This is a genomic window from Pedosphaera parvula Ellin514 (assembly GCF_000172555.1).
Classification (GTDB): domain Bacteria; phylum Verrucomicrobiota; class Verrucomicrobiia; order Limisphaerales; family Pedosphaeraceae; genus Pedosphaera.
On the sequence record NZ_ABOX02000005.1, the window covers coordinates 74,892 to 94,727 of the forward strand.

Below are 19,836 nucleotides of genomic sequence, written 5' to 3' on the forward strand. Positions count from 1 at the left end.
CAAATGCACGTAAGTTATGAATAGACGTCAATTTATTCGCACCGCCGCCGTGGCTACAACGGCCGCTGCCACTCTCAAGTTTTCCACCGCTGAAGCCGCCGAAGCCAAAGGCACGAACTGGCCAATCGGTTGTTTTAACCGGCCCTGGGTTGGTGACAACATGACCTACGAAACTGCGCTGATCGGGGTTAAAGCAGCGGGTTACAAGCTCACCGGTTTGCTGACGACGACAAAGGAGGATCCTTTCATCAAGGCTGAGGCGACACCGGAATATCTGGCGGCGTTGAAGGAAAAAATCGCGGCACATGGCCTGAAGGCGAACATGGGGGCACTGCGGTTGAAGAACGAACTCTCAGTGGAGGATTCGATCAAGGATGTGCGCAAGCAGATTGATAATGCCAAGTTCCTGGGATTGGATTTCATCCTGACCTTCGGCGTGGATAGCCCGAAATATTACGAGAATTATTACAAGGTGATGGCGGATGCTGCGCCTTATTCGCAGGAACATGGGATGAAGCTGGTCTTGAAGCCGCATGGCGGCGGCAGCGGCGCATCGGAAGAGATCATCCGTTGCATGGACAAGGTGAAGCAGCCGAATTTCAAAATCTGGTACGACGCGGGCAATATCATTTATTACACCGGGAAGGACCCGCTCGAACAGCTCAAACCCATCGCAGAACATGTTACCGGTTTCTGCGCCAAGGATTGCGACAAGGAAAAAGGAGATGTCTGGCTGGAGTTCGGCACCGGCAAGGTGGATTTCAGAGCAGTCTTCTCAGAATTGAAACGTGCGGGCTTCAACGGCCCGGTAATGGTGGAATGCTGCAAGAAAGGCAAGACCGTCGAAGAGGCCACGGAAGGCGCGCGCAAGAATCGCCTCTATTTGGAAAAGCTGTTTGCCTCGCTGTAATCGGTATGGCTTTTAGGGCGCCAGCACAGAGCGGTAATAACGATGTTCTGCGCTGGCGCCTGCGGGATCGATCAGGTTGAAGGTTCCGTTGGTTGGATACTGTGTGCCGATGGTGGTCCAGTTTTGCAGATCGGTTGAAGACTGGACTTCGTAGGGATATCCATCGTAGCCGGTAAACTGGAGTTGCAACTCACCATCCGCCCTGATCGCAGGTGTGCCCACGGAATCGGCTCTCAGCAAAGGCAGAATTTGGGAGGGAATCATTTCGTAAGCAGCGTCGGAGATGCCGCGTTGAAGTTGAATGCTAGTGCCTTGATTCAACCAGGGAGAGTTCACAGTCAGCTCTGGTGTGGCCAAAATATCAATGGGATCATGGAAGTAATGGCCAGGCTGGAGTGAGCGTTGGGAATCGCGGCCAGCTAAAATCGCTGCAGCTTGCGGTGAGTCCGGGAGCATGGAGACTGAGTTGAACTGGGGAGAGACGGGCGTTACAGAATCAAAGTCCGTATCACTCGTTATGTTTGTCAGAACACTCAGACCTTGAGCAAAGTTTTGAAACAGATTGCCTTGATTCACCGAGAATAAATCCTGCGGCCTGTTGGTGTTAAGGAGTGAAATCATGAGCCGCGCGAGATTCCAGTCGTTGGTGGGATGAGAATAAGCGGCATCCATCGTGAAATAATTGTTGTTCCACTGTTTCGAATAATTGCCGGTCCACTGTTCCCAGGAATTCAGATCCGCAGCGGGAGATTTTAGATAAATGGTTTGCCATGGTGTTCCGCGATGGACGTGACCGAGCCAATTAAAGCTAAGGGGCGCATTGGTTGGGAAACTCCAATCGTCGGAGCGGGTAATAAGCGGGTCTTTGAAGGCAAGGTCGAAAGCATGAGGATCGTTGTCAGAATTTTTTATTGGATTACCTCCCCATGGACGAAACGGATCGTTTAGTGCGGCCAGATTTGGCAGCAGACTAGCTGCGGTCAGACCAAGATTTACAGGTAAGACCTGGGTGGTGTTCAAAGGCGATGATAAATCATTGGATATATAGTGCACCAAAGGATCGTTCGCCTGCCAAGTTCGATACGCGACTAGTTCTCCAGTTGGTGCGAAGGGAGTTTGCATCGAGAAATTGGTACTGGCTCCGATGTAGAATGACTGAAATTGTGAAATTGCCTGACTCTGAGAGGGACCATTTGGAGCACTGATCATGTATTTTGTCCAATCAGCGGGGACAATCGGGCCTTGGCCGAGGGAGATTTGTATTTGCTCGAACATGCCTCTGGTTATGTGCGGAAATCCCGCTTGCAGAGTAGAATCCCAAATGGCTGAAGATGCAGCGGAGTAGCTTCCAATTGGACCTGCATTTCCTAAATCGCGGATAATACTATGGTTGTCCCATAAACCATCGAGTTGCACATAATCAAGAAGTTTCCCTGTGACAGCGTCAACAGTGATGACGCGCAGATGATTCGTTGCGCTCAGGACCCAGTTTTGCACATTAATTCCTGAATTGGCTTCAAAGTTTAAAGGGGGATTGTTTGATAATCCTGGTGGATTATATATGAGAACCGACGTTGGTATAAAGGCGATGTTAGTAATCAACGGAATGTCAAAAGAAAATGAGGGATTCGAGAGGTTTGACGCTCCAGCCCAAACGTTGGATCCGATTTCAACCAAGTTCCCGATGATTAAATTTGTTTGAGCTATTATCCCAAGATCGTTCGTCAATATTATTGCGACTTCATTCGTGACCATGATGTTGACTGCGCGTGGAAATGGAGTCCCATAGGAATTCCACATTTCTACAGCGAAGATGTTGGAAATGCCTACAGCATATTGAGTGCGGTACTCCCAATGGGCGGGATTGTTGTCTGAAAGGTTAGGCTTCCTGATTTGCATCCTCCGAGTGAGTTGCACAACCGCAGCCATCGAAAACTCATTGAAGTTGGGCAAGCCTTTTTTGGCGCCGATAACGAGAGGGATGCCGTAGATGTTGTCGTCTGGCTGAAGGTTGGCGCGGTCGTTGGGGTTGAGGAGATCAAGGGGCTTTTTGGGGATGACGTTGGTCCCGGTTTCTTCGACGTAGCCGGTGATGTAAATTGTGCCGTTGTCGTTCGTAAACTGCGGACGGAAGATGGTGGGTAAATAAGGATAGTCGGTCAGGTCAGCGCGATTGGTAGTGCAATCGTAGATGTTGGCGGTGACTTGGAGCAGTCGATGCACGGCGGGCGTGTATTGGTTGGTGGGGTAGATTTGAATATGGTTGAGATCCAAGCCCATCTCCGATTGTAGGAGCCGTCCCGCAAAATTCGTGAAAAAGCCAATTGGAGTCTCCGTGTTCAGCTTTGGTTGTCCCTGTGAGGGCAATAAAGTCGCGAGGAGTACAAAAAAGATCAAGAGCCTTTTCATGACATGGCACTGTTTCAGCTTTGAGAGGTGGGTGTTCATTATCCAACCTTGATTATTTAACGCGCATGACCTTATGAAAGCTGTGGGGAATTGTCACCTGAAAAAGGTTCGTTTGCATGGGCATGGGCAGAGCACCCTAGTTGAAGTGTGGTTATTCTCCGCAATGTTCTTGAAGGCGTTAAACCGTCAAAAACCTGGCTGAGAATTGTTAATACAAACGCACGACCAAGGAATACCATGCCAACATATGAACACCTTCAGGATTTGAAGAAGGATAAACATCTGTCGAACCCGGATAAAATCGGTGCCTGCCTGACCTGCAAGTTTTGGGACGTCGAAGGCTCGCGTGATGAAGCACTGGCTCCGGAGGAAGCGCTTTGCCTGAATCCAGAGCTCAGAAAGTTCCAACTGATTGTGAGCGGTGGCAGTGGTTGCAACGTTTGGGCCAAGTTGCCGGGCGTTTCCCAGGAAGCAGAAGCCTACGCCATGCGTGGTGAGAAGTGACCTTCCCTACTCACTAGGATTTTTGGCGACTGCGCGTTTACGGCCGCGCAGTCAAGCTCTCCATAGAAAATTTGTTTACAAGGACCGAAGTCAAGTTTGCCTTAAGTGGTGGCAACGACGACTTCGCGTCCTATGATTTACCGGTTCATGTGGGCATCGGCTGTATCCTCCCTGGTACGATTTTGTTTTCTCAGAACCTGATTTCTCGTTGCGTTGATTCATTACATGCTTCGTCTCAGTTCCACCAACATTTGATCCATGGCATTGATGCGGAACACACCCACGTACGGATATTCCAGGTCATAGATAAGAAAAACCGTGGCCGATAAGCTGACCGCGAGGCCAAGAATATGAAGCCAGCTGCGCGACTTGCCGCCAGCCATCCCGTAACCGGCGAGCAGTGCACTCAACAGCATCAGCGCGCTGAGCATCACGAAAATGACTTTTGGAGGGTGTATTCGCGCAGCCAGGGCCCGGGCATGGCTGATGTCGAACATCTGGTTCAGAGCGGGCAGAAGCAACGCCCAGGATGAGGTTACTCCCGACTCGTGACACGCGGTGATCGTCTTTTGCCAGATGTCGTCCTGCAACTTCACTGAGCGCGCAAATTCCGCTTTGCCTGCGGCGGTGTCCGGCAGCTTCCGATACATTTCCAGCCGTGAATCGAGATATTGCCGGAATAACTCCTTCAAGGCTGCTTGATCATCCGCGCGCAGCAGGTCAAGCCGCAGCCATGCCGTTCTGATGGCGCTGACTTCCTGCCCGATCAATTGCCGTTCCGTCTCGAAACTGGTTAGGGAACTGGAAAAAGTGAAAGCCATGATCAAGCCCACCAGACCAAAGATGGCGCCCTCCACCGCCGTCTGTCCGGGGCGTGTTTCTTCGAGGTCGTGCGCCAATCGCCGGACACCGATGCGCCGGCCAATTTCGAGCATGCCGAGCATGCCGAGCAACAAGCCGCCGGTGGCGAGGACGGTAAGAAAAGTGAAATTCATTTCATGATATAGGGTGGCTATTGGAGGAGAAATAGAGTTGCCTCGAAACCTCCCATACACGAATCATGAGGTAAGGATAATATTCAGATCCGAGGTCGATCTTTGTCTTTTTGTTATGCGAATGGTTGTTGTTTGATGTTGGAATTCCGAATTTGACAAAGTGACGCGTTTCCGGGGCCAGGAAACCCAGGTTAGCCTGACGTGCATTCAGTCCCCTTTATAACTTATTGATTTGAAACCAACGCGCCGGATTTCTTCAAGGATGCCGTGGTCTCAGTGGCAGGGGGAACTTTGTAAGCGGTATAGCTCTTGGGCAAACCAATCATACGCTCAAGCCAGATTGATGCCTGAGGGAACATTCCGTTGAACTCATTTCGATCGATCAATCTCAGTTCAGCGAGGACCGAGTCCAATGTCTGTTCCGATGGCCTTTGGAGCCATCCCCAGATGGTGTAATTGCGCAGGAGACGTTTCTGGACTGGTTTGGAAAGCCAATGAATGAATGGAGTAAGGTAGTGCGGTTCGATAAGGCATTCCCGCGCGGGTGTTTGCACCCAGTAACCCCGCCCCACACGTTGTGCTTCACGGGCGAATGCCTGTTGCTTTTCGAATGTTCCCAAATGTTCAATCACACTGTTGGAAAAGACGATGTCAAAGGATTTATCTTCGTAGTGTAAATCAGTGCCATCGCCCTGCACAAACTCCTGGTTTGCCGTCATAAAAGACCGGTCATACGAGCAAAGAGGATGGGTGTTCAACAAAGTGATATGAGATTGGATTGGTATGTCCCGCCAGCAAAGTGGATATCCACCGACATCAAGGATTCTCGTTTCCCTGGTGGGTTGAAATGTTGAGAGAAATTTTTTAACACGCCGCCTTCGAAAAAACGGCGAGATTTTGGAACTAATACTAAAGATTGTCATGTACTCTCCTGTTTTAACGTCATTGATGGCATGCAAAAATTTGGTTGTTGCTTCCCTGATTCAGATCATCCCGAAAGAACTTCCAAACTAATTGTCACGCTCGATACCTGCCTTGTGTAAGAGGTCTGGTAATTATACATCGCCCGACGATCATTCTCAAATTTCTTTTTGCTGTTGGCATGAACAGATCGGTTTTCGACTCGGAACTATTTGGCAACTCCGTCGGAAGAAGTTTTCTTTCAACAATCAATGACAGAGGAGCGGGCAAAAGAAAGCTGCGAACGTCACATGCAAAAACTTGCCGTGCTGTGAGGCGTTTCAGCAGGCTGCGGGTTGCGAAACCGAACGCCAATTAAAAAGTGAACCAGGTGTGATGTCGGGATGCGAAATCACTTTTACAGTGTGGAGGGATGGGGCGGACTTGCTTCCAGCGATCGTAGGCGGTTCATTCGCTGCCTTCCGGAAGCGGCAATCTGACTAACACGATTTGGGAGTTAAACCAGTTGATCAATGCCATGCAAATCACTATTCACCTATGATTTTAACTAAAACCCGCTTGCGCCGACGACCATCAAACTCGCCATAGAAAATCTGTTCCCACGGGCCAAAATCGAGCTTGCCCTTTGTGATGGCGACAACGACTTCCCGGCCCATGATTTGTCGTTTCATATGGGCATCAGCGTTATCTTCGCCCGTTCGGTTGTGATGATATTGGGAAGTGGGGGCATGGGGCGCCAGTTTCTCCAACCAGACTTCGTAATCATGCAAGAGTCCTTCCTCTGCATCATTTATGAAGACCGCCGAAGTGATATGCATGGCATTCACCAGGCAGAGTCCTTCAGACACACCGCTTTTTCGCACCAGTTCGTCAACAGTGTTGGTAATATTCACAAATCCTCTTCGATTGGGAACTTCGAACCACAAATGCTCAGTGAGAGATTTCATGCTGTTCTGAATAGCAGAGGTGGTTCCGTTTGAGAATCGGCATTTGACCTTATTAAAGTTGCAAAGCCCTCACCACGGAAACTAATACCTCGTGATTTACGGTAACTTCTTCCCGTCCGGCGTGCGCGGTGTTGGCAGGAGTACTGGAGAAGAGGCGAAGGCTTGAATCGTGCTTGCCGCAGCAAACCTGTTGTTTGACAAAAAGTCGCGCAACATGAAATAATGCACATTGTGAACCCCTTCGTGACTTACACGGAACGAAAAAACCGTCGTTTTTTCGTGCCAAACCGCATGACCACAAACTGTCCATTCAGCAGTCCAAGGGGCGCGGGTTCGCTTCGAGCGTTGTCCAAAGGTGCACCCGTCCTGGCTATCACCCTCTCCCTGTTCGCTGGGGTTTTTCCCAGCTCCGCGACAACCTTCAACTGGAACCAATCCGCTCCGGCTGCTTACAACAGTTCCGCGAATTGGACGCCGAATGGGGTTCCGGGATCGGCGGACGTTGCGACCGTCGGCAACGGCACGACTCCGAACGGTTCGGTGCTCTACAACAACGCGGTTTTTGCTTACGGGCTGAACGTGCTTCAACTTGGCCAGTCGGTTGCCGGCAATGGCACGTTCAACATGAGCGCCGGCGCATTTGGGATCACTAATAACAGTGGTAATGGACTGGCGATCGGCAACGCCGTGGGTGCCTTCGGCTATTTCACGAACAGCGGCGGGGCACTCACAATCCAGAGAAACGGAGCCGGTGAAACTTATTATCGGGACGTGTTTCAACTGGGGGCCGTCGCGGGTGGCACGGGTTTTTTCACCTTGAACAGCGGTACGGTCACCTGCCTGGGCGGCATTGAAATTGGCACTGGAGGCATTGGCACTCTTACCGTCAATGGCGGGACGCTGATAGGCAACGGCTGGTTCGGCCTGGGGCGCGGCGGCAGCGGGAGCGGTTGGGGCATCTTCAAGCTGACTGGCGGCACGGTTTATCTTTTACGTAACCCAAACACGGATAATGGAGCCAATGGAATTTCATTCTGCCAGGGCGGGACCAATGGCACTGCCAATATTAGCGGTGGGACCGTTTACTGCCCTGTAATCCGAATGCACGTAGGGCCGGGCAGCGCCTTCACGGATTGGGAGAACCTTAATGTTTCCGGCGGGAATATTTACCTTGGCATCGGTGGCGTTTACGACGCCAACGGGGCTGGCACTCACAACACCGCCATCAATCTTTCGGGCGGCACTTTCCATACGGCAAACCTTGCCAATAACAGCGGTGGCACGCTGGGCACGAATTCAATTATTCCGGGCGGCGCGGACTGGTCCTGGGCTTCGAGTCTGCCTGCTACGCTGACAACCAGTCCCGGTCCCGGCACCGTCACCTTCGCGCCCGAAGCGACGCACACCATCACCCTGAACGCCGCATTTTCCGGCGCTGGTAATCTCACGTTGGACGGCCCTGGCACGCTGGCCATGGGTGCCGCCCACACGTACGTGGGTAATACCATTGTCAAGCAGGGCACGCTGGCGTTCGTTGGCGCGGGCGGGTTGGTCAATAGTCCAAGTATCATCCTGTCCGCCGACTCAACGCTGGATGCCTCGGGTGCATCATCGAATTTCGTTTTGGGGGTGAGCCAGACGCTGACCAACAGCAGTTCGACGGCAACGCTCAGCGGCTATCTCAATGCCGGCGCAGGCACGGTATCGTTGCTCTATACCTCGGGTGTTCCCGCGTTCACGGTTGTGGGCGGGGCTCTGGCCCTGGCCACCAACACGGTGTTCAAGATCAACAACACCGGCGCGCAGCTCGGGGCCGGGAGTTACAAGCTCATCTCGGCTGGCTCCGGGGGGCTGGTGTCGGGAGTCGGGCTGCCACCGGTGGCCGTGAACGGCGGTGGCGCCGCGTCGGGGCAATACGTCTCGTTAAATGTTACGGGCAATGAGCTTTACCTCGTCGTCACAAACGACCGGCCACCGGTGGTCGCGAGGAACGTGAGTTTCGACCTGCTTCCGGGAGCCACATGGCAGGCCGCGATCACCAATCTTGCGACCATGGCCGGGTGGAGCGATCCTGATGGCGACACGGTGAGCTTCAGCAGTGCAGGCCCGTTCAGCGCAGCTGGCGCGAGTGTCACCAGTGACAGCAATTCTATTTACTTCAACGGACCGCTGGCAGCGGATGATTATTTCTCTTATACCATCACTGATGGCAAGTTGACCGCCAGCGGCCTGGTTTACCTGCATGTGTTGAATCCCACAGCGGTGATTCCCAGCGAAACAAACAATGTAATCTCGCTGGACGGCTCCTGGCGCTTCTATCTTGAGCGGCTTGCGAACTACTGGTCCGGCTCGGTGCCAAATATTTCGATCGTCGATTCGAGCCAGCCATTCCAGCGGATGGATTACGTCGAAAGCCCGGGTTGGACCAACATAGCGGTGCCGGGCAATTGGGAGATGGCAGGATTCTCACCGGCAACCTATTTCGCTCCCGGACACCACCTCCCGGCCTGCACCGGGATTGGTTTCAAGTGCCGGCTTCGTGGCAGGGGCGGCAGATCTATCTTTACTTCGATGGCGTCCAGACCAGCGCACAGGTGTGGGTAAATGGCCAGCCGGCAATGGTGAACGAGCCGAGCTGGGGCATCAGCAATTATCACGACAGCGGTTGGACTGGATTTCAGGTTAATATTACTTCGCTCGTGAACCTCGGCACGACCAACCTCCTGGCCGTTCGCGTCGTGAAAAAATCACCCTCGGTCGATCTGGACTCCGGCGATTATTTTACACTCGGAGGCATTTTCCGGCCGGTGACTCTTTATTCCGTTCCCCAAACGAATTTTGCCGGCGTCCAGGTGCAAACTCATCTGCTTGCCAATAACCAGGCCGAGGTGGATGTGTCAGCAGATGTGACTCAGGGTGACGCCTCAACGCCGGTTGTAATGACTCTTAATGGCGTGACGACGGTGACGAACGCAGCCAATGGGAAAGCGGTTTTTACCCGGATTCTAAACCAGCCCCAACTGTGGTCCGCGGAATTTCCCAACCTTTACGGTTTGACGTTGCAGTTGAAGAACCCGGCGGGACAGATTACCGAAACCGTTTCCAACCGCATTGGCATTCGCGAGTTGACGATCAGCAATGCCGTTGTGCTGTTGAATGGCGTTCCGGTGAAGTTTGCGGGCGTCTGCAATCATGATTCTACCGCAACCGTAGGCAACGCCATGGGGCCGGACGATTGGAGGCGGGACATCCTGATGATGAAGGCCGCCAACATCAATGCGATCCGCACCACTCACTATAACTTCGGCTCAGGATTCTACGATCTTTGCGATGAACTCGGGATGTACGTGGCGAACGAACTGCCGTATTGCTGGGTCAGCTCCGTAGGCGATCAGGGCATGACCCCTGCCTTCCAACAACGCGCGCGGGAAGTCATTCGGCGAGACAGGAATCATCCCTCCGTGGTGATTTGGGCAATTGGCAACGAAAATAGCGCCGGCACAAACCTGCAGGTCGTGGCCGATCTGGTGAAAACCCTCGATCCCACCCGTCCACGCCTCGTCTCCACTTTTGACGCTTCCAAGTACAACGTCGAACTTTCTGATCGGCATTATCCTTCTCCGGCGACGATGCAGAGCGACGGCGCCTCCGCGACGGTTCACCCCTGGATTTACCTGGAGCAGCCAAACACCTGGGACATACGTCTGGCTGCCGATGCGAGCGTCTGCGAGCAATGGGGCATCGCCCAGCAGCGCGTGTGGAACGTTTGCCTGCAGTATGACACTATTGCGGGTACGTTTCCTTTCGAATGGTCCGATCGCGCCCTGGCTGATCCAAATTCCGACGCGAGTTACCAGCAATACCAAAGCACCGGCGTTCAATTGCTATATTCATTCCCGGCGACGGGCATTCACATCTTGAAGTGCAAAGGCATGGTGGACGGTTTCCGAAATCCACGGCCGAAAGTTTATGAGGCGCAGATGGTCTATTCGCCGATCCAGGTCAGCAACGCGCTCACGGTGTCGTCCGGGCAGGTGTCGTTCCCCGTTAAAAATCTCTATTCCTTTACTGACTTGTCTTACCTGACAACGGCCTGGCAGTTGCAGCGCGGCGGGGTGACGATCGCCTCCGGCACCACCAATGTTACCCTGCCGCCCAGAAGCAGCGGTACCGTGCGAATTTCTGTTCCTGCTGATGCCTTGGCCTATGCGGATGCCTTGCGAGTCGATTTCAATCACCCGGATGGCCGGGATATCGTGGCTCATCAATTCACTTTGGCTAATGCCGCGCCCACCTCACCGGATCCCGCGTTGCCGGCTGGACTGCCAATCCCGACGTTCAATCTTATCACCCGGCAAACCGTTTCTGATCCGGGCTATTGGACCAAGGTATTGCGTTATCCCGCCTCGCTCACGGGCGTCACGCTCACGCCGGCCAACGCCACCACGCTTGGGCAACTGCAAAGTCTCTCGGCCACGGTCATCGGTGGATCCAGCGGCAGCCAAGTGCTGGGGCAGATCCAGGCGCAATATGCGAACAATCAGTTTTCCTATACCTTGCAATGGACCGCCAGCAGTGCGGAGGTGCAGGAAGTGGGTTGGATCTTCCAGATGCCATCGAGTTACGACCATTTCTCGTGGGACCGTGATACACGCTGGACCGTCTATCCGCCTTTGAGCATCGCGCGCGCCACCGGCACCGCCACGCCCGATTCGACCAATGTGGACATCACGCGCATGGACCTGCCGAACGCCTTCGACTTCAACTCGACCAAATATGATTGTAATTGGGCCAGCCTGGCTACTGGAACAGGTGCCGGGCTGATGTTGAGCTTTGATCCGTCTCAACGTTTCCACTGCCGGGCGGGCGGGGGAAATGGCGGTAACTACCTCCTGTACGTCAACCAGCAGGTCAGCCTCCCAAATGACTTTACCATGCAAGTAGTGCCCGATCTTATCCTGACACTTTCATCCGGCAACGTGCTTCAAGGCAGCTTTGACGTCGGTTCCGTGGCTGCGGGTGGGGGCACGTCGTCCTCCAATGCCGTTGCGAGCGTGACCAACGTAACTCCCTTTGCCACGGCTTCGGGAGGCGGGGTTCAATTTGCCCTGACCTTCAGCGCCGTTGTTCACAATAGTTTCAGCGTATGGGCATCCACCAATTTGGTGAATTGGATCTGGGCCGGACCAGCGACCGAGTTCAATCCTGGCCAATATCAATTCTTCGATCAGACTTCGACTAATCTGCCGTCCCGCTACTACCGCGTTTCCTCTCCTTGAGAATTTGCTGCCGACGCTTAGGGTGATGTGCATGGCTGTGAAAGGCAGAGGCCTTACTGAACGCCACTTTTTCTGCCGAGTACTTCGACGGTGTCGGTGAGGTTGATGAAACCTCGGCGATTGGGGACTTCGAACCAGAGATGTTCGGTGAGGGATTTCATGCCGTTTTGGATATCAGACTTGTCGGGGCTGAGAAGGAATTCGTTAATCGCAAAACTTGCTGGTAACGGATTGCCGCAAAGGCAAAAATAGTTGATCGCCGTGTGGAGAGGCGGAGTTATTTTCCCTTGCACGAGAGGTGCAACGGCTGCAGTGCAGAAATTTTGGGGAGCTTCGTAAGTTAACACTTTGCTCACAACAATTCGGCGTGTGAATCTTTATCCTCAGACAAAATGCGAGGCAGTTTATAGAGTAAATCTTGACAAGCACCCTCAAAAAAAATATAAGGGAATCCGGTAGGTGCATTCCTGGGTTTCATGGCCATGGCGGATTTCCATTTTCATAATGATGATCGTTACGTCCTGAACTACTGTGCAAAGTACTTGGGGCGTTTCAACACTGATCGGCGACACTCATACGGGAGCGGCGCGGAAGCCCCGCGAGATCGCATTGCCGAAGCCTGGCGCTTTCCGATTATCGATACCTACGGAGGGGGCGCTTCGGGGATAACCGCGGCTGCAAGTTATCAGGATTACAACCAGGTCACTTTTGTTTATGCGGGGGCGGATACACAATCGCCAGGCAGCGTGGCGGTGATTGGCACGTTCGCCACGCTATACGATCCGATCCCTCTCCAGCGGGTGCAGTTTGAGGGCGAGGACACGAGATATTGGTCGTTGGCCTACGCGGTGCCGAAGGGACAAGTCCATAACTATCGCTTTGTGGTGGATGGATCTTACCCAATAAATGATCCGGTGAATCCCCAGGAAACGGCGACAGAAAATGGCGCTGTATGGTCAAGCTTCTTCACGGATGGCTTTTCGTCCCCTCTGGTGCTGGAAAAGTGGGAGATCGCGCTGCTTTACCGTCTCACCGCCGGCATCCTGCCATTTCAAACTGCTGACGGAACAAATTTTCTGGATCGGTTCTATAACTATCTGGACCGGCAGAAACAAGCGGATCTGTATAACAACGTCTACCGGATGGATAATTCGGTGGGCGAGATTAATTACATCGATAATATTTTGGCGCGCGAAGAACGCCATCACCTCGCGGATTATAAGACCTGCCTGCGACAGATTGATCGTATTCTTAGAACCCGGAATCCTTATACCGAGCCATCACGCATGAGTCGTGAGTTATACTTCGCTCTTTATGATGAGATGGCCACGGATCGAGTTGATGGCTGGGATTACGCGCTGTACGGCAGCCCGCAATATTTTCTGTATTTGCTGCGACGTCACGTTGTAACGGGCGCGTTCTGCCATCCCAAGTATGGAGGTAACGCCGGTGCGGCGGGTTGGGCATATTTAAGCGACCAATATCGACTTCCTTCACCGGCACCCGGGAAGCATGGGGCGACGCTATTCGATTGGCGTCGCGCGATGGAGTCCCCGCTCGGGGTCAATTCGGATTATCTCGGCTGATATTAACGGTTTGGCGTTGGAAAGGTTCTGGAGTAGATCATGAAAGACCAATTTGACGTGATCATTATCGGGAGTGGTGCTGGCGGTGCGCCCATCGCAAATGTGCTTGCGAAGGCGGGGAAATCCGTTCTGGTGCTGGAAAAAGGGCCGATGATCCGTCCCCAGTATCAGAGTCCGAATGGCCGCAGCGATTTCAAACGGGACGAGTTGAGCTCTGACGGACCGGAGAAGCGTCTGCAACTGCCTTTGGCGAACCAAGGTGTTTCCTATTACTCAAGCCACGTTGAGCCAGATCTGAATGATGAACCACACGTGTATCGCGATGGTGATCATTCTGATAAAGCAACCCTTGAAGGTTACACGGCGCAGGTGGTTGGCGGTGGGACGCAACTTTATGGCGGAGTTTCATTTCGCTTTGTGCCGCTCGATTTCAAGCTGGCGAGCTTCAATGCCGGTCGCAACGATATCCGGGAAGACCCGAATGGCGATATCCGGCGTGAAGCCCGCGATTGGCCCATTTCGTATGATGATCTCGAGCCGTATTATACCAAGACCGAGGAATTGGTCGGCATAAACGGAATGGTGCAGAATCAGCAGAAACCATTCAGCCGCGATGTTTATCAGCCGCCTCTGACGCCAAATGGCATCAGCGAATATGCGCGGCGCGGGATGGAGTTGCTGGCCAGGGAACTTAGACCTGCCAATCCGATTCTGCCATATCGCACGCCGCTGGCGGTCATTACGCGGGATCATGGTCCGAGTGGACGTAAGATTCCCTCGGATCCGGAAACCGCGAAGACGAGCTATGTGAATCGTTATGGCGATCCGCTTGGTCTCAAGTCGAGCGCCTGGGTTTCACTGCTGACCCCGGTGAAGGATTTGCCTAACTTCACAATCCGGTGCAACTCGATCGCAACGCGGCTGACTTACACCAACGGCAAAGTGGATCGTGTTTACTACCTGGATCCTGGAGGGATGGAGCGGTCTGCACAGGCAAAGGTGGTTGTCGTCGCCTGCTCGGCGATTGAATCGATTCGGCTGCTGAAACTTTCGGCGAAACTCGATTCTGGATTCGATCAGGCCATTCACCAAAACGATTTGCTGGGTCGTTATTTCATGACGCACTGTTTCGGCGGTGCTGCAGCATTGCTGCCTGATCGATACGACAAGTCAATTGCGCTCGATGCCGACTGGGCAACTGATTGCTGTGGTAACGAGGATTTCCTGCGGAGCCAGGGTCTGTGGGCGGGAGGTGCACTTTACAACAACACATCGGATGAAGCCCTGCCGATCTCCTTGTTCCGCACGCAGGGAGCGATGGACCTGGATAATCTCTGGCTCGGCTTCATGTATAATGCCGGCTTGAAAGGCCAGGCCGTGGTTGATTTTCTGGATACGCAGTTTGGAAGAGGCCTTTCCATCAGTTTCATGGCGAACCAGGTTCCCCAGCGGGACAACCGCATCGAACTCCATCCGACGATACAAGACAAATGGAACCGGTCAGTGGCGTACATCATCAAGGATTGGCATCAGCACGACCGGTATTTGATGGACACTTATGCGAACATGGCGGCGCGTGTTTTGGAGCTTTCGGGGCAGGGCATTCAGGCATTCAAGTTTGTCGGCAAAGGCGGATCCTATCTCGCGCCCAATGGGCTGGTTAGAATTGCCAATCACATTCTGGGAGGCGCCCGTTTCGGCACAGACCGGAACGACTCGGTACTCGACCCGAACTGCCGCGCCTGGGATTTCGACAATTTGTACGTGACGGACGGTGCGTTTATGCCGACTTCCGGAAGCGGCAATCCCACCAACACGATCGAGGCAAATTCATTCCGGGTGGCGGATCGCATATTGGCCCAACTATAGGATTAACACCATGGATCCAAGATTCACCGAAATTGAGAACCGGCCGGAAAACCAGATCTTCAGCATTGTCTTTTATCCTGACCGGATCTACCACGCGCAATACCTGAATGCGACTCGCAGTCCTCGATACCGGTATTACGTCCACGAGGTGCGCAATAAAGTAGACAACGCGGTTCTCAAAGGGCAGGTCTTCCTGGATGGCGCGTTGCTGGCCCGGTTTATCCGAATCGAGTACCGTGCTTCGAGGCTCGTTGAACTGGCCCGGGAGAAGGAACGATTCCTGAAAGACCGCGTGCTGGCTTTTATCAAGGTGAATCACGAGGACCCGGCAAAGAATGCCGAGGGCATGGTTCGCCTGCATTATGACGCGTGGATTGGGGCTTTTCAGGCGGAAATCTGGGACAACCTCGAACCGCCGCCGACCAAGCATCATGATGCGAAAGTGGAATCCATGATGGGACGGGATGGAAGCATTACCCGTATCCGAAGGTTTGGCCCGGCTTTATCCGATCCAAACGGAATCAGACAGGTGGAAGTTGCGTTTCGTGAGAACGAAATCGACATCCCTTTTGGTTATAAAATTGGCGATCCTCAATGGGATAATAATTTCAAGCAGACTTACCAGGTGCCAAACACCCAGACGCCGAGCGCTGACCAAAACACAGTGCCCAAGAACAATTACCTGCTCGACTTCCAGCGCGGATTTTTCTTCCAGAACGTTCGTGATTTGCTGCCGGTGCGATATAAGAACGCGATGACAGAGCCGACGTCGGCTGATTTCGGACGGCCGGGTCCCAACGACAATACCATCGAAATGCGCTGGGTCGTGCAACGGGAACTCGGCGGGTCGAACGTATGGTTTCACGAGGTGACAATTCCGGCCGGAACTGTGGAGGGGACACACCAGCATATCGGCAGCGAGGAGTTATATTACATTTTTGAAGGCGAGGGCATTGCCTACATGGGAGATGGCGATGATCCCAGGATGTCGGATGACACAAAGTATCCCTTGCGTACCGTCGACCTCTTCGGGCTTCCCAAGCACGATGTGCGAGAGGTCAAGGTACAGCCAGGGAGCGTGATTTTTACGAAGAGCGGTGGCATTCACGGCATCCGCAATATTAACAGCGATAAGCCGTTGCGATTTGTCGCATTTGGTTATCACTGCGCTTAGGAAAGCATTATGCCAATGAGAATTGTAAGTGGTGATCGCGTTTTTACCGTCAAACCCCCTGCGTCCGCGGATTATAAGCAAAATAATCCGCTGGCACGGCTGATGAGCGTTCTTGAAAAAGTGGAATTGGCAGCGGAGCGCGAGAACTATTTGTTGAACCAGGTTCAGTATTTGATGCCTTACGATTTCCTGGAACTCTATGGACCCTCCGGCTCTGCTTACAATGTGACTGATCCGGGACAGCAGGATAACAAAGAGGACTTTCAGAAACAGAACATCCATGATTTTCGTTGCACAGATACGTGGATCGCCCGCGGTTGGGCGACGACTCGGGAAGATGCAAGCGACACGGAGTGGACCGGTCCGTTCCTCTTTCTTTCTTATCGCGGAGGGCCAGACTCGAAACTCTCACAGATGTCAGGCCATCGGCTGGGACAGAGTTTGAAATTGTACGTGAAGGTGCAGGGGATGGAAGCGGCGTCGCTCATTGATGTTCCATACAATCCCGAGACTGATCGTTATGAGATTGAGATTTGGGGTTACCCTGGCAACGATCTGCGCAATAAACTCGATGGCCGTGGAATAGCAGCCATCGACCGGGGAGGAATTATTTGCCTGCCTTCCCTCGTTCAAGGTGGTGCCAACGACTTTGCGCGCGAGGGTCTGGACAACCGTGATATGCGCACTGTGGCTGCCAACCACGCGATGCATCCTGTGCTGCCCATGACTGTGGAAGTGGCGTGGGCGGATAAATCCCAGACATGGTGGGACTCCAAAGGCGGGCAAAACTACCGTTATCAGTTCAACATGATTTACCGGGGTTGGGATAACTATCTGAAAGTCGGAGTCAGCGAGTCCCCACACGGTGGATTCGGGTTTCTGCACTTCCGCAATGTGCTCTCCAACTATTTTGATTTTCGTGACAGCGGGGAACTTGGGAGGGAAGTGGCACCCTGGATGTTCGGAGCGAACGGCGATAAGAGCGGGGCGACGCGCTACGAGAAGTTTCTGGCCGTGGAGTATATGGACCTGCACATTCTGAAGCCGGAGTGCGGTATTGGGATTCATCGGCATCGCGATAACCAGGAGATTTTTTTCCTGATGAGCGGGGCAGGCGTAATGGTGACGGGTGACTGGTGCGAATTCCCCCAAAGGGAACGGTGCTTTGAGATACGCACGATGACAGCCGGTTCATTTAGCCTGCTTAAGCCGGGCAACCTGCATGCCCTGTTCAACGTTACTGACGAGGACATTTCACTTCTGATGTTCGGCGGGTACGACTGAAAACCGATGACTACTCCCCAACCGGATCTTTCCAAAGTGCCCATGGGTGGCAGCCTCGTGCCTGGCGGCGCTGCTTTCCGTATTTGGGCGCCACGCGCCAAGGCTGTTTGGGTCTCCGGCGATTTCAATGGCTGGAAGCAACAAGACGATTGCCTGTTGGATCGAATTGGCGGAGGACATTGGGCGGGATTCTTCCCCGCGCTAAAAGAAAGCGACCAGTATCTATTCTACATCGATGGGAATGCCAGCACGGGGTACAAGCGTGACCCGGTTGCCCGGCAGCTTACATTTCAACCTGCCTTTCCAAACTGCAACTGTGTTTTACGTGACCCGTTCCGGTTTCCATGGCATCAAAACGGATTTCGGCCACCGGCTTTCAACGAGTTGATCGTTTATGAACTTCATGTTGGTGCGTTCTCACAGGAAGCGGGACATTTGCATGGCAAGTTCCTTGATTTGATCAAGCGCATTCCCTATTTGAGCGACCTTGGCGTGAATGCAATCGAATTGATGCCGGTGCAGGAGTATCCCAGCATTTTCAGCCTGGGATATAACGGCACGGATTACTACAGTCCCGAAAATGACTACGGCGAAGCGGATGAGTCTCAGCTTCAGGGATATTTCAATTCGGTCAATCAGGTGCTTCAACAACGCGGGCAGGCAGGCTACACCGGGATCGATATCTTGCGCGGCCCGGACAATCAGCTCCGAGCACTCATTGACGTCTGTCACGTCTATGAGATCGCTGTGGTCCTGGATGTGGTCTTCAACCATGCCGGTGGCGGTTTCGATGCAAATAGCATGTGGTTCGAGGACCGGATGCCGGATGGGAATAAGAACGACAGCCTCTATTTCACCGACCATGATTGGGCTGGGGGACAGGTGTTCGCGTATTGGAACAACGACGTGCAGCAATTTCTCATCAATAACACAAAATTCTTTATAGAAGAATACCGCGTCGACGGTTTCCGTTTCGACGAATTCAGCGTGATGGATCGTAACGGCGGATGGAACGCGGGCCAGGCAATCAGTGGCACCCTTCGCGCGATGAAACCGGAAGCCATCACAATCGCGGAATACTGGCCAGTGAACGATTCCGTCGTCAGGGCGGCCGAATCTGGTGGTGCTGGTTTTGATGCCACCTGGCACGATGGTATCCGGCTGAGTGTCCGGGCGGCCATCAGCGGGGCGTCGTCAGGTGCTTCTGCCTTCGTTGACATGGATGCCATCGCCCGCGCGGTGGAAAATCCGGGATTGAACGCCAGGTGGCGTGGTGTCCAATCCGTGGAGGACCATGATGTTGTGCGCCGGGATAAAGACCCTCGGATTCCACGCTTGGCTGATGATTCGAATCCGCGGTCCTGGTATGGTCGGAGCCGCAGTCGGGTCGCAACTGGTCTGTTACTCACCGCCCCTGGCATTCCCATGCTGTTCATGGGCCAGGAATTTTTGGAGGACAAACAGTGGAATGATGATCCTTCGTCAGGGAACCAGCTTTGGTGGTTTGGCCTTGAGAATGGCGATAAACAGATGGCGGACTTTCTTCGTTTTACACGCGAGTTGATCGGAGTGCGCCGACGGCAGCCTGGTTTGCGCGGGGAGGGATGTCGCGTGATTCACTCGAGCAACCAGAACCGTGTTCTCATATTTCAGCGTTGGGCGGAAGGGATTGGGCGTGACGTCGTGGTTGCTGTCAGCCTGAGCGAAAACACCTGGTTCGGATATCAGGTGGGCTTCCCCGGCAATGGCCACTGGCTTGAGGTCTTCAACAGTGATGTCTACGAGAACTGGGTTAACCCGGGTGTTTATGGAAACGGCAGCGGTGTGGAGGCATCAGCAGGCCCGCAGCATGGGCTCGGTGCTTCGGCATTTATCACAATTCCCGCAAACGGGATTGTTGTGTTTGCCCGGGATTCCGGTGATTAGTCGTTTCCTTTGCAGCCGCAGCACGAATTTCA

General features: G+C 53.4%; 14 protein-coding genes. 9 read left to right on the top strand and 5 right to left on the bottom strand.

From position 1 onward, the window contains the following. Positions 1–16: 16 nt before the first annotated feature. Entirely contained in the window at positions 17–910 is an 894-nt protein-coding gene (locus CFLAV_RS05410) for a sugar phosphate isomerase/epimerase family protein (RefSeq protein ID WP_007413641.1), read from the top strand. A gap of 12 nt (positions 911–922) precedes the next feature. Here CFLAV_RS05410 and CFLAV_RS05415 read toward each other — a convergent pair whose 3' ends face one another. Further along, positions 923–3,319 (bottom strand): hypothetical protein, encoded by a 2,397-nt coding sequence (locus CFLAV_RS05415; protein WP_040547104.1) that lies wholly within the window; start codon positions 3,317–3,319, stop codon positions 923–925. Positions 3,320–3,556: 237 nt separating this feature from the next. On the opposite strand from CFLAV_RS05415, the gene CFLAV_RS05420 reads away from it, so the two are divergent. Beyond that, positions 3,557–3,823 carry a hypothetical protein gene (locus tag CFLAV_RS05420; RefSeq protein ID WP_007413643.1) on the top strand — a complete coding sequence of 89 codons (267 nt, stop codon included), beginning with the start codon at positions 3,557–3,559 and terminating at the stop codon, positions 3,821–3,823. A 221-nt stretch (positions 3,824–4,044) separates the two neighbouring features. Here the strand turns inward: CFLAV_RS05420 and CFLAV_RS05425 are convergent, their stop codons facing one another. The 3 genes from CFLAV_RS05425 to CFLAV_RS05435 form a co-directional block, all read right to left on the bottom strand. Then, on the bottom strand, positions 4,045–4,818 hold the full coding sequence (locus CFLAV_RS05425; RefSeq protein ID WP_007413644.1) for a bestrophin-like domain: 774 nt from the start codon (positions 4,816–4,818) through the stop codon (positions 4,045–4,047). A gap of 224 nt (positions 4,819–5,042) precedes the next feature. Continuing rightward, complete coding sequence (locus tag CFLAV_RS05430; protein ID WP_050785635.1) at positions 5,043–5,537, bottom strand: class I SAM-dependent methyltransferase; 495 nt, start codon at positions 5,535–5,537, stop codon at positions 5,043–5,045. 729 nt (positions 5,538–6,266) lie between these two features. Next, positions 6,267–6,686 (bottom strand): secondary thiamine-phosphate synthase enzyme YjbQ, encoded by a 420-nt coding sequence (locus CFLAV_RS05435; protein WP_007413646.1) that lies wholly within the window; start codon positions 6,684–6,686, stop codon positions 6,267–6,269. Positions 6,687–6,977: 291 nt separating this feature from the next. On the opposite strand from CFLAV_RS05435, the gene CFLAV_RS36390 reads away from it, so the two are divergent. After that, the gene (locus CFLAV_RS36390) at positions 6,978–9,290 is read left to right on the top strand and encodes an Ig-like domain-containing protein (RefSeq protein ID WP_160164495.1); all 2,313 of its coding nucleotides are present in this window, start codon (positions 6,978–6,980) and stop codon (positions 9,288–9,290) included. Then, positions 9,215–11,965 carry a glycoside hydrolase family 2 TIM barrel-domain containing protein gene (locus CFLAV_RS05445; protein ID WP_237712367.1) on the top strand — a complete coding sequence of 917 codons (2,751 nt, stop codon included), beginning with the start codon at positions 9,215–9,217 and terminating at the stop codon, positions 11,963–11,965. The genes CFLAV_RS36390 and CFLAV_RS05445 overlap by 76 nt, the downstream gene beginning before the upstream one ends. Positions 11,966–12,018: 53 nt before the next feature. Here the strand turns inward: CFLAV_RS05445 and CFLAV_RS37815 are convergent, their stop codons facing one another. Beyond that, entirely contained in the window at positions 12,019–12,321 is a 303-nt protein-coding gene (locus tag CFLAV_RS37815; RefSeq protein WP_007413649.1) for a YjbQ family protein, read from the bottom strand. A gap of 126 nt (positions 12,322–12,447) precedes the next feature. Between CFLAV_RS37815 and CFLAV_RS05455 the strand changes: the two genes are divergently transcribed. From CFLAV_RS05455 to CFLAV_RS05475, 5 genes are read left to right on the top strand one after another with little or no spacing between them, the layout of a single operon-like run. Continuing rightward, positions 12,448–13,551, top strand: a complete 1,104-nt coding sequence (locus CFLAV_RS05455) for an early set domain-containing protein (RefSeq protein WP_040547106.1) — start codon at positions 12,448–12,450, stop codon at positions 13,549–13,551. A gap of 39 nt (positions 13,552–13,590) precedes the next feature. Beyond that, positions 13,591–15,420 carry a GMC oxidoreductase gene (locus CFLAV_RS05460; RefSeq protein ID WP_007413651.1) on the top strand — a complete coding sequence of 610 codons (1,830 nt, stop codon included), beginning with the start codon at positions 13,591–13,593 and terminating at the stop codon, positions 15,418–15,420. Between the two features lie 10 nt (positions 15,421–15,430). Further along, a complete protein-coding gene (locus tag CFLAV_RS05465) occupies positions 15,431–16,594 on the top strand; it encodes a cupin domain-containing protein (RefSeq protein ID WP_007413652.1) in 1,164 nt (387 codons plus the stop codon). A 9-nt stretch (positions 16,595–16,603) separates the two neighbouring features. Then, positions 16,604–17,878, top strand: a complete 1,275-nt coding sequence (locus CFLAV_RS05470; protein ID WP_007413653.1) for a cupin domain-containing protein — start codon at positions 16,604–16,606, stop codon at positions 17,876–17,878. Positions 17,879–17,884: 6 nt separating this feature from the next. Beyond that, the gene (locus CFLAV_RS05475; RefSeq protein ID WP_007413654.1) at positions 17,885–19,804 is read left to right on the top strand and encodes an alpha amylase C-terminal domain-containing protein; all 1,920 of its coding nucleotides are present in this window, start codon (positions 17,885–17,887) and stop codon (positions 19,802–19,804) included. The last annotated feature ends 32 nt before the right edge of the window (positions 19,805–19,836 follow it).